Source organism: uncultured Mycobacterium sp., from assembly GCF_964249325.1.
In the GTDB taxonomy this organism is placed as follows: Bacteria; Actinomycetota; Actinomycetes; order Mycobacteriales; family Mycobacteriaceae; genus Mycobacterium.
In genome coordinates this window covers 10,772-23,272 of record NZ_CAXUCH010000053.1, presented here as the reverse complement: position 1 = coordinate 23,272, position 12,501 = coordinate 10,772, and the positions used below count along the sequence as shown (strand labels likewise).

The following is a 12,501-nucleotide window of genomic DNA, read 5'->3' as shown; positions in this document are numbered from 1 at the left end:
TCGCAAGGTAGGTGTAGATCGTCGCGAACGGCTCGTTGGGCAAGAACCAGGAATCCTCGACTCGGGGCTCCCCGACGTCGCCGGCCATCGTCGCGGCTGCTTCGGTGAGGGCTCGGGCCTCCCGGAAGTCACCGCGAAACCACGCCAGGCCGCCGAACAACAGCGTGTTCGGCGCACGGTTCCACTCCGGCATGTCGGCCAGCCGCGACCGTATCGACTCGCCCAGCTGTGTCGCTCGCTGCAGGTCTCCGCGTGCGGTGTAGTAACTCCACAGCGCACTCAACGTCGCGTACAGCTGGGGACCCACCTCAGTGCCGATCAGCTGCAGGCAGCGCTCGAACTCGGCGGCGGCCTCTGCGCTGGCATGTCCCATGGCCACCGATGTGAGAAACCCGCGCTGCAGTCGTACAGCGATCTCGTGTTCGTCGCGCTCAGGGCCCGGCGCCGACCGTTCGATGTTGTCCAGCGCTCGAGCCAGGTAGGCGCGAGCCTCGCTCAAAGCCCCACGGTCCCGGGCTACAACTGACGCGCGCTCGTACGCCGACGCTGCGTCGTGGTAGCGCTTCGCCTCCTCGTAGTGGTGCGCCACCAACCGCCACTCCGGATTGCCGGTGGTCGACGCCGCTGTCAATACGTCACCGATCCGGCCGTGCAGCCGGCCACGCAGGCTGGGCGGGACCAACTCGGTGGTGACCTCCCGCAGAAGCTCATGACGGAAGCGCCACAGGTTGTTGCGCACGGGTTGCAGAACGCCGCTATCGGTGAGTTCGTGGATGGCCCGGTCGAGGTCGTCTTGGGCCAGATCGACGACCGAGTGCAGCAGGTCGCGATCGACGACGCTGCCGATGACCGCAGCCGCCTGCGCGACAAGTACGGTGTTCCTGTCCGACGGCAGCCGTGCCAACAGCGCTTCATACAGGGTGTCGGGGACCTGGGTTACCCCTGAACCGGCTTGTTGCTCTAAGACTTTGGCCATGACCTCTTCGATGTAGAGTGGTATCCCGTCGCAGCGGTGCCGCACCTCGCCGCGGGCATTCGACGTCATCGCGGGATCAAGAGCAAGGATCAGCTCATCGGCTTGCTCGTCGGTGAGCGGCTGCAGATCGAAGATGCGCACACTGTCCGGCAGCGCGGCATGCTCACGGCCGGTGACAACGACCAGCAGGCGACCGGTGTCCACGCCGAGTAGTTTGTGCCCTACCTCGATCGTGTCGGGATCGAACCAGTGCAGGTCTTCGACCACCACCAGAGCGGCCCCGTCGCCCAGGCAGGCCAGCAGGTAGTCGTAGACGGCGGCGGCGATTTGGTTGTGCAGTGCGCTGCCTTCGAGCAGGGCTGGTCGATAACCTGCCTCGGGCCGTATGGCGAGCACCGGCGCCAACATTGGGACCATGGTCTCTGGGTCCAGTCCGAGCTGAGTGATTTCGGCCTCGAGTTTCGCGAGCCGCTCGGCAGGATCGGATGTGCTGCCGATGCCGCACCGTCTTTCCAGCAGTTTTCGTATCGGGCGTAGACCCGTGTCGGTGTGGAACGGCGAACCGAACAATTCCAGCACGACAGCGTGCGACCCTACGGCCATCTCGATGGCCGCTGCGGCCAAGCGACTTTTGCCGATTCCACCCTCACCCAGAAAAACCACGCCCGGATTTCTCAACGTGCCGGTCAGCGCTTGCGACCAGGCGTCATGCAGATAGTCGAGCTCGCTTTGGCGACCGACCAGCGGACCCAGCGCATGTCGGGTCGGGTCGAGTTCGGCGACCGCCCGATAGTGGCTAACCAAGCCGTCAACCCCCTTGACAGCCTTGGGTTCTCGCGCTTCAAGCTGAAAGCTGTCCCGGACAAGTCGTGCCACCGCTTCGGATACGGCGACGGTGCCGGGCTGGGCCAGGCTGCATATCCTCGCCGCGAGATTGGCGCCGAGCCCGTAGACGTCGTCCTGCTCGGTGTCCAGATAGACCAGACCGCGGTGGATGCCGACCCGCACATCGATGTCGAAGCCGAACCGCCGGCGCACCCGTTCGCTGAGCCCGGCTACTTCGCTGGTGATGTCGAGGCCGGCCCGTACCGCGCGTCCGACATCGTCTTCATGCGGTGTGGGATGGCCGAATACCGCGAGCAGCCCGTCGCCCTTTGTGGAACCGATATGGCCGTCGTAGCGGTTGACGGTGCGCGACACTTCGTCGCGGTAACGTCCGACGACGGTGCGGTAGGTCTCCGGCTCGATCCGGGTCGACAGGGCCGTCGAGTCCACCAGATCGGCGAACATGATCGTCAGCCGCCGGATCGCTCCGCCGCCCGCCGGGGTGGCCAGCAACTCCTCGGCGTCGAGGTTGTTGTCGTCGACTTCGAGTACTCGCCCGGCGAGCGCGTTAGCGGTGGCGCGGTCACCGCGGTTGATCGCTTGTACTGCGCGGTCAAGCAATTCGTCGATGGTCGGTGCGGGCGTGTGGCCGTTCACAGTTCGACATCGGGGATCGGCAGGATTTCCTGTCCGGGCGGGGTGCCTGCCGGAGTGATCGTGGTGAGCCGGACTTGGCCGGTATAGGACCTGCCGCTCAGATCGCGGTTCTCGACAGCGATCTGGAACTGCGTCGCGCCCACGTCCAGTACCTCGGGGATGAACTTGATTTGGTGGTTTGGGATCACGGTCGATGGATCACCCACCTGCGCGAAGGACGTGGCGACCTCGATATTGCGTCGGTAGTTCGGATTGGCGGCCACCGTTATCGGTTCCGACGGTGCCGGTGCCGCATCCCATTTCACGCCGAAGGCCGGTCCCGATACCGCGGCTTGAACCAACGCTGCCCAGCCCTGCACCGACAGAACGAAAAGGCGGTGCATCGCTTTGATCCGATCGTCGAGACTGTATGTTCCGGCGTCGACTTCATTGGCCGCCGCCTTGGCGGTGGCCGCAATTTGGCCCAGCACTCCCTGCGCGACGGTGAGTGGCGTCTGGGACGGCTGTTCGGTCACGTGTCACCGCCGGGCGTGCCGTCGTCGGGCGGCTGGCTGAGTGCCTGGATGAGCCGCCATGGCGCGCTTGCTATCTCTGCGCCCACGTCTTGGGTGTAGGTGACCAAATCATCAACGGTGAGTTGGTTTTTCCACCACTTCGTGGACAGTTGGAGGTTCTTGTCCGCGAGGTCCTTGAGGCAGTCGATCCACGTTTGCGTCGCCGTTGACGCCACAGAGCCGCCTGTGGTTGGCGTCTGCGGTCCCGTAGCCGTACCGGTGGACGCCGTTGTCGCAGATGTCGGCGACGGCTGCCAGGGCACGGTGTCCGCCGGTGGGTTCTCGGCATTACCGAAGATCATCTCCGCGGCCTGCCACGCATATCCAGATGGGCAGACGAACATGGCTTGTGCGGCTGGCCACAGCCCGTCGATATGGACGATCTTGCGCGTGCGCACCCATACCCCCGGGTTGCCGGTCGCCCACATCTTGATGAAGCCGCGGTCTACCGTGACCCGGCCGTCACCCGGGGCCGGCAGCCCAGACTTGTCGAGGTCATACTGCAAGACCGCCTGGTCGGGGGCGGGGTCGCTCTTGTAATACTCCAGCGGGGTGACCATGCGCGGCCAGCCGTGCTGGCAGTCCAGACTGACCGTTTCCCGCACCCGACTCCAGCCGTTGGGAAGCAGGTCAGGAACCTGTTGGTCCATCTCACAGAACGCGTGCGGATAGTTGCGGTGCCAGTTCAGCGGATCGGCCACGTCTTTGAGGTTGTGCAGGTGGATGTCCGATCGCCCGAAGCTGGTGTCGATGACCACGCACTCATACCCGTCGACCCACTGCGTGGAGGGAATGCAGCGGGGCACGGCAGCTACGTCAGCCGATAGCAAGCCCTGGACGACGGCTCTGCGGACGACGCGGTCGAAGTCTTTGGTGGCCTCGAATTCGGCATAGAGAAGCCGCAGCAAGGTGTCGCCGGTCTCGACATTGCCACCGGCTTCCTCGTCATAGTCCGGTCCGGCCAGAGCAAGGGCTCGCGCCAACGGAGTTTCGCGTCGCAGGGTCATCTGCTCGAATCTGGGCGTGTGGCAAAGGGCTCCGATGACGTAAACGAGGCGAGACAACTCGGGGACAGTCAGCCGGTCATCGCCGGTCACAATGTCGGCGAGCGCGCTCTCCGGGTCTGGAATCGCTTCGGCGGTGCGGCTGCCGAACACCTCCATGAGGTTGTCGAACCATCCAGGGGATCGTGCGGTGATAGGCAGATACCGTGCGGCGGCGTGGGCGACGGCACGGCTCTCGAATTCCGATGTCGCGGGATCCAGCGCACCGTAAAGCGCCATCAGAGAAGGCAGAGCCGCCATTGCTCCTCCATGGGCCGTCTGCGCAGCTAGCATACCCAGATGCGGGATTAGCCGGTGGCAATTCGTCGAAGGGCAGCACGGCGTGGATCGCGAGATGGGCGGCAATCGCAACAGCAGCGACCAGGGAACAATCAGCGATCTGCCGTGGGCCTCGGTTTTCGATCCTGCCGCGAACGTTCGTGCACTCAGCGCTATTCAGGCCGAGGGCTTTCGGGCCGCCAGCCGGATCGTCGACCGATTCGTGCGGGCAGTGGGATCGGACGTCGAGGAGAGCGACGGACAGGCCGCCACCAACGACAGCCAGGCGGGCATACCGGAATGGGAGCGGCTGACCCGGGCGTGGTGGTCGATGGCCGGCCAATTCCTGCTCAGCTCAATGCCTTCCGCGATCCAGCAGGGCAGCGGCACGGTGGCTCTCGACGTCAACAACCCCGACGCGAAGGGTGCCCTGAACCTCGAGGCCCCGGTGGGCGGTTCTGCCAGTGCCGAGGTCTGGCTGCACAACCGGGGACCCGACGACCGCGCGGATGTTCGGCTGCGCTGCAGTGATCTGCTCAGTCACGAGGGCGATGTGATTCACGCCGGTGCGGTGGTTATCGACACCGCCGTCGTGCCAATGCTCAGACGATCCAGCCGCGGCGTGACGATCAGAATCGACGTTGCGCCTAAGACGCGGCCCGGCATTTATCGCGGCACCGTGCTGGCAAGTGGTCACCCCGATCTGTGGCTTCCGGTGCAGCTCACCGTCCGACTGCCAAGCACATGACCAGTACCGCTGACCGCGCCGCGCTGGTGTCCGTGGTCGACGAACGCCTGCGCGAGGTCGCCAAGCTGGTGCGCCGGTCAATGCTCGACGCAATGCCCGACGGCGAACCCAGCCAGTGGCTCTATGCACCGATGCGCGCGTATCCGTCGCGGCCGGGTAAGGCGTTGCGCCCCGCGCTGTGTCTGTCGGCCGGCCGCGCATTCGGAGCGGACTCGGACGAGCTGCTGGGTCTTGCTGTGGCGATCGAGATGCTGCACAACGCGTTCCTGGTGCATGACGACATCGCCGACGGCAGTGAAATGCGCCGTGGCAGGCCAACTTTGGCTGCAACGCACGGAATCGCTGCAGCCCTCAACGCAGGTGATGCATTGGCGGTGGTGGCAGGACAAGTGTTGCGGCGGGCGACCCGTCGGCTCGATCGCGACCTGGCCGAGCTGGTGTGGGCTGAATTCGACACGATGGCGATGCGCACCCTCGAGGGCCAGGCAACCGAAGTGGGCTGGCAGCTCGACAACGTCGAGAAACTCGGGGCCGACGACTATCTGAATCTGATCATGCACAAGACGTGCTGGTACACCACCATCCATCCGCTGCGCGTCGGAGCAATCGTGGGCTCGCGCGGCACCGCCGAACTCGGCCCGTTGGTGCGGTTCGGTTTTCACTTCGGTGCCGCGTTCCAGATCCGCGACGATCTGTTGAACCTGGTGGGTGACGAACGGCTTTACGGCAAGGAGATACTCGGTGACCTCTACGAGGGCAAGCGGACCCTCCCGCTGATCCATCTGCTGTCGGCCGCGCAGGGCCAGGACCGGGAAATGGTTCACGACTACCTGAGCCGCACCCGGCCCGAGCGGTCACCCGACATGGTGCACCACGTGCGCGCGCTGATGGAGCACTACGGCAGCATCTCGTTCGCCAACGAATTCGCCGAGGGCATTCTGCTGGTCGCCGAGGAGTATTTCGAGCAGGCCTTCGCCCACGCCCGGCCCGGCCCGGACCTGGAGTTCCTGCGGGCACTAGTGCCTACGTGTGGGCGCGCTGGCGGTGATGCCGGGCGGCGTCGGCTGGGTCTGATGGCCCGGCTTCTCCGCCGGGGGCGCCGCGGCGCGCATCGGCGCCGGGCTGGGTCTGATGGCCCGGCTTCTCCTCTCGCCGCTCCGCGGCGCGCATCGGCGCCGGGCTATCGTGAGCGCCGTGGCCGAGACCGCGTCGCTGCACGTGCAGTTGATCGCCAAGACCGAGTTCTTGGCGCCGCCCGCCGTGCCGTGGGGCACGGACGCCGACGGCGGACAGGCGCTTACCGAGTTCGCCGGCCGGGCCTGCTACCAGAGCTGGTCGAAGGCGAACCCGAAAACCGCGACCAACGTCTCCTACATCAAGCACATCATCGATGTCGGGCATTTCTCGGTGCTCGAGCACGCGAGCGTGTCGTTCTACATCACCGGCGTCTCGCGCTCCTGTACGCACGAGTTGATCCGCCACCGGCACTTCTCCTACTCACAGCTCTCGCAGCGCTACGTACCGGAACGCGACTCGCAGATCGTTGTGCCGCCGGGCATGGGCGACGACCCGGAACTGCAGCAGATTTTGACCGCGGCGGCCGACGCCAGCCGTGCCACCTATACCGAACTGCTGGCCAAGCTGGAAGCCAAATTAGCTGATCAGCCCAACGCCGTTTTGCGGCGCAAACAGGCTCGTCAAGCGGCTCGCGCCGTGCTGCCCAACGCCACCGAAACACGGATCGTGGTCACGGGCAACTACCGCGCGTGGCGGCATTTCATCGCCATGCGCGCCAGCGAGCACGCCGATGTGGAAATCCGGCGGCTGGCGATCGCCTGCCTGCGCCAGCTCGTCGACGTCGCGCCCGCGGTGTTCGCCGACTTCGAGATCACCACTCTCGCCGACGGCACCGAGGTCGCGACGAGTCCGTTAGCCACGGAGGCTTGAACCCGGGCAGGTAGCCTGGGGACCGTGAGCACCGGCGGATTCGACGTCCACGCCCGCCTGGGTACCCTGCTGACCGCGATGGTCACGCCGTTCGGCTCGGACGGCTCCCTCGACACCGCCGCCGCGGCACGGCTGGCCAACCACCTCGTCGACGCCGGGTGTGACGGCCTGGTGGTATCCGGCACCACCGGCGAGTCGCCGACCACGAGCGACAACGAGAAACTCACGCTGCTGCGGACCGTGCTGGAAGCGGTTGGCGACCGTGCCCGCGTCATCGCCGGCGCCGGAACCTACGACACGGCGCACAGCGTTCACCTGGCCAAGGCCTGCGCGGCCGAGGGCGCGCACGGCCTGCTGGTGGTCACCCCGTACTACTCGAAGCCGCCGCAGTCCGGGCTGATCGCGCACTTCACCGCCGTCGCCGACGCCACGGAGCTGCCGGTGCTGCTCTACGACATCCCGCCCCGGTCGGTGATACCGATCGACCCGGACACCATCCGCGCACTCGCGGCCCACCCCAACATCGTCGGCGTCAAGGACGCCAAGGGTGATCTGCACCGCGGCGGCCAACTCATGGCCGACACCGGACTGGCCTACTATTCCGGCGACGACGAATTGAACCTGCCCTGGCTGGCCATGGGAGCCACCGGCTTCATCAGCGTCATCTCTCATCTGGCGGCGGGTCAGCTGCGCGAAATGTTGTCGGCTTTCCAGTCCGGCGACGTGGCCACCGCCCGCAAGATCAACGTCGGAATCAGCCCGCTGTGCGATGCCATGAGCCGCCTCGGCGGGGTGACCATGAGCAAGGCGGGCCTGCGGCTGCAAGGCATCGATGTCGGCGAGCCGCGGCTGCCCCAGATGCCCGCCTCCGCGCAGCAGGTGGAGCAGTTGGCCGCCGACATGCGCGCGGCTTCGGTGCTGCGGTGAGCTACAGGTGAACGAAGACCTCGCGCCGCCAGGTCCTCTGGCCGCCGGCGGGCTGCGGGTCACCGCGTTGGGCGGCATCAGCGAAATCGGCCGCAACATGACGGTTTTCGAGCATCTGGGTCGGCTGCTGATCATCGACTGCGGGGTGATGTTTCCCACCCACGACGAACCCGGCGTCGACTTGATCCTGCCGGATCTGCGGCATATCGAAGACCGGCTCGACGACGTCGAGGCGTTGGTGTTGACCCACGCGCACGAAGACCACATCGGAGCGATTCCGTTCCTGCTCAAGCTGCGACCCGATATCCCGGTCGTCGGCTCGAAGTTCACCTTGGCGCTGGTCGCCGCGAAATGCCGCGAACACCAACTCAAACCGGTATTCCGCGAAGTCGCCGAGGGCCAGCGCACCACGCATGGGGTGTTCGAGTGCGAGTACTTCGCGGTCAACCACTCCATCCCCGACTCGCTGGCCATCGCGGTGCACACCGGGGCCGGAACCGTGCTGCACACCGGCGACATCAAGCTCGACCAGCTCCCACTCGACGGGCGCCCCACCGACCTGCCCGGCATGTCGCAGCTCGGCGACGAGGGCGTGGATCTGTTCCTGTGCGACTCGACCAACGCCGAGGTCCCCGGCGTCGGACCCTCCGAGAGCGAAGTCGGCCCCACCCTGCACCGGCTGATCCGGGGCGCCGACGGCCGCGTCATCGTGGCGTGCTTCGCCTCCAACGTCGACCGGGTGCAGCAGATCATCGATGCCGCGGTGGCGTTGGGCCGGCGGGTGTCGCTCGTCGGCCGCTCGATGGTGCGCAACATGGGGATCGCCCGCGAACTCGGTTACCTGCGGGTGACCGACGCGGATTTAATCGACATCAGCGTGGCCGAAACGATGCGTCCCGAGCAGGTGGTGCTGATCACCACGGGCACCCAGGGCGAGCCGATGTCGGCGCTGGCGCGGATGTCACGCGGTGAGCACCGCAGCATCACGCTGACCGCAGGTGATCTGATCGTATTGTCTTCATCGCTGATACCGGGCAACGAGGAAGCGGTCTACGGGGTGATCGACGAGCTCGCCAAGATCGGTGCCCGCGTGGTGACCAACGCCCAGGCGCGCGTGCATGTTTCGGGCCACGCGTATGCCGGTGAGCTGCTGTTCCTCTACAACGGGGTGCGGCCTCGCAACGTCATGCCGGTCCATGGCACCTGGCGGATGTTGCGCGCCAACGCCGGCCTGGCCGCCCGTACCGGAGTACCGCAGGAGTCAGTTCTGTTGGCGGAGAACGGGGTCAGCGTCGACCTGATCGCCGGGCAGGCCCGCGTCGCCGGAGCGGTGCCGGTCGGCAAGATGTTCGTCGACGGGCTGATCATGGGCGACGTCGGCGACATCACTCTGGGCGAACGGTTGATCCTCTCGTCGGGTTTCGTTGCTGTCACCGTCGTGGTGCGGCGTGGCACTGGTCGTGTGGCCGCGCCACCGCATCTACATTCCCGTGGCTTCTCAGAAGATCCCAAAGCACTGGAGCCCGCGGTGCGCAAGGTCGAAGACGAACTCGAATTGCTCACCCAAGAAAACATCACCGACCCCATCCGGATTGCCCAGGCGGTGCGGCGCACCGTCGGCAAATGGGTTGGCGAAACCTACCGACGCCAGCCGATGATCGTGCCGACCGTACTGGAGATCTGACGAGCAGCGAGCAGACGCAAAGGTCCCCGAAATAGCCTGTAATCGGGGGCTTTTACGTCTTCTCGGCGTATGCCGACCATTCGATCTCAGAGGCGGTGAGGTCGCGGCCGACCGGCCCGACGTAGCGCTGGATCAACTTGCTCCGGTCCGACCTGCTCGAGCAGCCGCCAGCCGAAGCCGGCCAGAAACTCCTCGACTTCATCTGGCTGAATCCCGAAGTGCCACAGCTGCCGTCGTTGTCTAACCTTGCGATACAACGACTTCGCGCCGTAGAGATTGACGCCGTCGATGAAATCGCGCCGGACGTAGGTGAACACCAGCCGGCTTCCAGGCACTACGGGCCGCAGTCCTTCCAACGTCGCTCGCACGGCGTCTGCCGTGAGATATTGGGTCACCCCTTCCCAGATGAAGAAGGTGCGGTAGTCGATGCGATAGCCATATTCGGCCAACGTGGTGAGCAAGTCGTCACGCTCGAAATCCAACGCCACCAACCGAACGGATCGCGGCTGCTCGCCAAGAGCGCGCCGCACGGCGGCTTTCTTCCGGGCAATGTTGACCGGTTGGTCGACCTCGAAGATCGGGATATGAATGTCGTGCGCCAACCGGTAAGCGCGAGTATCCAATCCCGCGCCCAGTACCACCACTGCGTCGATGCTGTCGCGTGCTTCGTCAAGCTTGTCGCCGATATAGCTCTTGCGACAGGCGAGGTTGGCCCACAGCCCCGGCCCGCCGCGCTCCATCCCGGCAATCAACAAACGTCGCACCAGCGCCGGTCGGGTCGCCGCCACGAGCAACCGTGCCCGCGCCGGCAAAAACGCGGCAGCCAGATCGTCGTCGACCAGCCGCGGCCCGGGTGGCTCGTGTTGTTCGACAGCTGCCAGCACCATCGGGCCGAAAGCGTTCTGCGCCGCAGGATTTCGCGCCATCGCTACCGCTTGTTCAGAAAGCCCGCATCGACCGGCATCGCGATGCCGGTGACATAGCGCGCCTGGTCGGAGACCAGCCACGCCACCGCGTTGGCGATGTCCTCGGGTTGCATCACCTGCACCGGCAAAGCGTTGCCCATGTCCGGCGGCGAATCGGATTCGGCGACGAGCTGAGCGAGCCATTGGCGGGTGAAGTCGTTGTTGATCATCGGTGTGTCGACGCCCGCCGGGTGTATCGAGTTGACCCGAATGCTGTGCGGCGCAAGGAGATTGGCATAGACCCGCATCAGGCCCACCATCCCGTGCTTGGCGGCGGTGTAGCCGATCGAGCCGGCATCGGCGCTGCCGATGCCGGCCAGTCCCGCCGCCGAGCTGATCAGCACAATCGAGCCGCCGTCGCCTTGCTCGATCATCGTCGGGATCGCCACCTCGACCGTGTTGTGCACACCGGTGAGGTTGTCCACGATCACGTCGCCCCAGCCGTCGGCGCCCGACTGCATCGGCGCGATCCCGGCGTTGGCCACCACGATGTCCAGCCGCCCCAAGTCGTCCAGACCGGCCTGCACGGCGGCAGCCAGCGAGTCGCGATCACGGACATCGCCTTGGCGGGCCACGATGCGAGCGCCGGTGTCCTCGACGAGTTTGACGGTCTGGGCCAGATCGTCGGGCGTGGCCATCGGATAGGGCACGCTGGAGATCTGATCGCACAGGTCGACGGCGATGATGTCGGCGCCGTCGGAGGCCAGCCGCAGCGCATGCGCGCGGCCTTGGCCGCGCGCGGCGCCGGTGACGAACGCGACCTTTCCGTCCAGAGGGCGCGGGCTCATCAGGGCCGCAGCTGTCCTTTGGACGCGTCTCCGGCGACAACGGGTTGCAGCATCTTGATATCGGGCGCCCCGGCCAGGTGCTCGCCGGCGTCTTTGAACATCGTCGTGACCGCGGGCGCCGTGCTGTGGGCCTTGAGCGCGTCGGCGTCGGCCCACTGTTCGACGAAGACGAAGGTGTCGCCCGACTCGTGCAGGGCGTAGAGCTGGCAGCCCGGCTCCTCATGCACGTCCTTGACGGCGCGGGTCAGGATCTCGCGGACGGTGTCGACCGACTCCGGTTTGACGGTCATGGTGGCGACGACGACGACAGGCATGCGGGACCTCCTGAGGTGGTAGCGGCGATCGCAAGCGCGGCGGAGCCGGGCGTAGCGGGTCGCCGCCCTGGTGGTAGCGGGTCGCCGCCCTGGTTGTGGCGTGACCGCTGTCACCCTACCGAGCGTCGATGCACGGCAGATGCCCGCATGGCCGTAACCAGTGTGGCTTATGGTGCCGATGGTGCATTTGCGATTAGTCTTGCGGTTATGCCAAGTAGGACCGTCGCCCGATCCGGCAGCCGAACGAGCAGGTCAAAGGCCGCTCCGCGGGGTAGTTCCCGGCCGGCACGACCGGCCGCGCCCCGGAAAAGAGCGAAGAAACGCCGCAATCGGTCGCTGCTGGTCACCGCGGGGCTGCGCTGCGGCCATGCGGTGCGCGCCGGCTGGCTGATGTTGGCCAGAGGTGCCGGCACCACGGCGCGGTCGGTGGGCCGCGCCCACGATATCGACCCCGGCCACCGCCGCGACGGGATCGCGCTGATGCTGCTGGGGGTCGCGGTCGTGATCGCGGCCAGCTCATGGTTCGACGCCGCCCGGCCGGTCGGGGCATGGGTCGACTCGGCGCTGCGGTTGTTCATCGGCTCAGCTGTCGTGCTGCTGCCCGTGGGCACCGTTGCGGCGGCCGTGGCGCTGATGCGGACTGAACCGAACCCCGAGGTTCGGCCCCGGCTGATCCTCGGGGCTGCGCTGGCCGGTCTCTCGGTGCTCGGACTGTGGCATCTGTGGGCCGGCTCTCCGCAGAACCCCGATGCACGTCGGCACGCGGCGGGTTTCATCGGATTCGCCATCGGCGG

10 protein-coding genes and 3 pseudogenes (1 of these 13 running past the window's edge) are annotated in these 12,501 nt (G+C 66.3%); 6 read left to right on the top strand and 7 right to left on the bottom strand.

Going from position 1 to position 12,501, the window contains the following annotated elements:
* The 3 genes from ACFE99_RS09565 to ACFE99_RS09555 all read right to left on the bottom strand — a co-directional run.
* Positions 1 to 2,458: adenylate/guanylate cyclase domain-containing protein (locus ACFE99_RS09565; protein ID WP_375484617.1), on the bottom strand; the 2,458-nt coding region annotated here is incomplete at its 3' end.
* The gene (locus tag ACFE99_RS09560) at positions 2,455 to 2,973 is read right to left on the bottom strand and encodes a hypothetical protein (RefSeq protein WP_375484615.1); all 519 of its coding nucleotides are present in this window, start codon (positions 2,971 to 2,973) and stop codon (positions 2,455 to 2,457) included. The genes ACFE99_RS09565 and ACFE99_RS09560, both read right to left, overlap by 4 nt.
* The gene (locus ACFE99_RS09555; RefSeq protein ID WP_375484613.1) at positions 2,970 to 4,316 is read right to left on the bottom strand and encodes a hypothetical protein; all 1,347 of its coding nucleotides are present in this window, start codon (positions 4,314 to 4,316) and stop codon (positions 2,970 to 2,972) included. Before ACFE99_RS09555 ends, ACFE99_RS09560 begins: the two co-directional genes overlap by 4 nt.
* 94 nt (positions 4,317 to 4,410) lie before the next feature.
* Between ACFE99_RS09555 and ACFE99_RS09550 the strand changes: the two genes are divergently transcribed.
* A complete protein-coding gene (locus tag ACFE99_RS09550) occupies positions 4,411 to 5,082 on the top strand; it encodes a hypothetical protein (RefSeq protein WP_375484611.1) in 672 nt (223 codons plus the stop codon).
* A pseudogene (locus ACFE99_RS09545) lies at positions 5,079 to 5,876 on the top strand (polyprenyl synthetase family protein); the annotation flags it as partial. The gene ACFE99_RS09550 and the pseudogene ACFE99_RS09545, both read left to right, overlap by 4 nt.
* Positions 5,877 to 6,105: 229 nt before the next feature.
* On the opposite strand, the gene ACFE99_RS09540 reads toward ACFE99_RS09545, so the two are convergent.
* On the bottom strand, positions 6,106 to 6,252 hold the full coding sequence (locus ACFE99_RS09540) for a hypothetical protein (protein ID WP_375484609.1): 147 nt from the start codon (positions 6,250 to 6,252) through the stop codon (positions 6,106 to 6,108).
* A 24-nt stretch (positions 6,253 to 6,276) separates the two neighbouring features.
* Here ACFE99_RS09540 and thyX point away from each other — a divergent pair, with 24 nt between their 5' ends.
* The 3 genes from thyX to ACFE99_RS09525 are packed head-to-tail and all read left to right on the top strand — an operon-like array spanning position 6,277 to position 9,640.
* Complete coding sequence (gene thyX / locus ACFE99_RS09535; protein ID WP_375484607.1) at positions 6,277 to 7,029, top strand: FAD-dependent thymidylate synthase; 753 nt, start codon at positions 6,277 to 6,279, stop codon at positions 7,027 to 7,029.
* A gap of 24 nt (positions 7,030 to 7,053) precedes the next feature.
* Complete coding sequence (gene dapA / locus ACFE99_RS09530; protein ID WP_375484605.1) at positions 7,054 to 7,956, top strand: 4-hydroxy-tetrahydrodipicolinate synthase; 903 nt, start codon at positions 7,054 to 7,056, stop codon at positions 7,954 to 7,956.
* A 7-nt stretch (positions 7,957 to 7,963) separates the two neighbouring features.
* Entirely contained in the window at positions 7,964 to 9,640 is a 1,677-nt protein-coding gene (locus ACFE99_RS09525; RefSeq protein ID WP_375484603.1) for a ribonuclease J, read from the top strand.
* A 52-nt stretch (positions 9,641 to 9,692) separates the two neighbouring features.
* On the opposite strand, the pseudogene ACFE99_RS09520 reads toward ACFE99_RS09525, so the two are convergent.
* The 3 genes and pseudogenes from ACFE99_RS09520 to ACFE99_RS09510 all read right to left on the bottom strand — a co-directional run bounded on the left by ACFE99_RS09520 (position 9,693) and on the right by ACFE99_RS09510 (position 11,707).
* Positions 9,693 to 10,566: pseudogene (locus tag ACFE99_RS09520) on the bottom strand (SAM-dependent methyltransferase).
* A gap of 2 nt (positions 10,567 to 10,568) precedes the next feature.
* Positions 10,569 to 11,393: a mycofactocin-coupled SDR family oxidoreductase gene (locus ACFE99_RS09515; protein WP_375484601.1), complete on the bottom strand. Its 825-nt coding sequence runs from the start codon at positions 11,391 to 11,393 to the stop codon at positions 10,569 to 10,571.
* A complete protein-coding gene (locus ACFE99_RS09510) occupies positions 11,393 to 11,707 on the bottom strand; it encodes a putative quinol monooxygenase (protein ID WP_375484599.1) in 315 nt (104 codons plus the stop codon). The genes ACFE99_RS09515 and ACFE99_RS09510 overlap by 1 nt, the downstream gene beginning before the upstream one ends.
* Positions 11,708 to 11,854: 147 nt before the next feature.
* On the opposite strand from ACFE99_RS09510, the pseudogene ACFE99_RS09505 reads away from it, so the two are divergent.
* Positions 11,855 to 12,501: pseudogene (locus tag ACFE99_RS09505) on the top strand (DNA translocase FtsK); it runs 1,857 nt beyond the window's last position.

What these genes read in the sequence shown, in the direction of transcription:
- ACFE99_RS09515 (WP_375484601.1), bottom strand. Translation starts at nt 11,393, where the DNA reads ATGAGCCCGCGCCCTCTGGACGGAAAGGTCGCGTTCGTCACCGGCGCC.
- ACFE99_RS09550 (WP_375484611.1), top strand. Translation starts at nt 4,411, where the DNA reads ATGGGCGGCAATCGCAACAGCAGCGACCAGGGAACAATCAGCGATCTG.
- ACFE99_RS09540 (WP_375484609.1), bottom strand. Translation starts at nt 6,252, where the DNA reads ATGCGCGCCGCGGAGCGGCGAGAGGAGAAGCCGGGCCATCAGACCCAG.
- ACFE99_RS09510 (WP_375484599.1), bottom strand. Translation starts at nt 11,707, where the DNA reads ATGCCTGTCGTCGTCGTCGCCACCATGACCGTCAAACCGGAGTCGGTC.
- ACFE99_RS09555 (WP_375484613.1), bottom strand. Translation starts at nt 4,316, where the DNA reads ATGGCGGCTCTGCCTTCTCTGATGGCGCTTTACGGTGCGCTGGATCCC.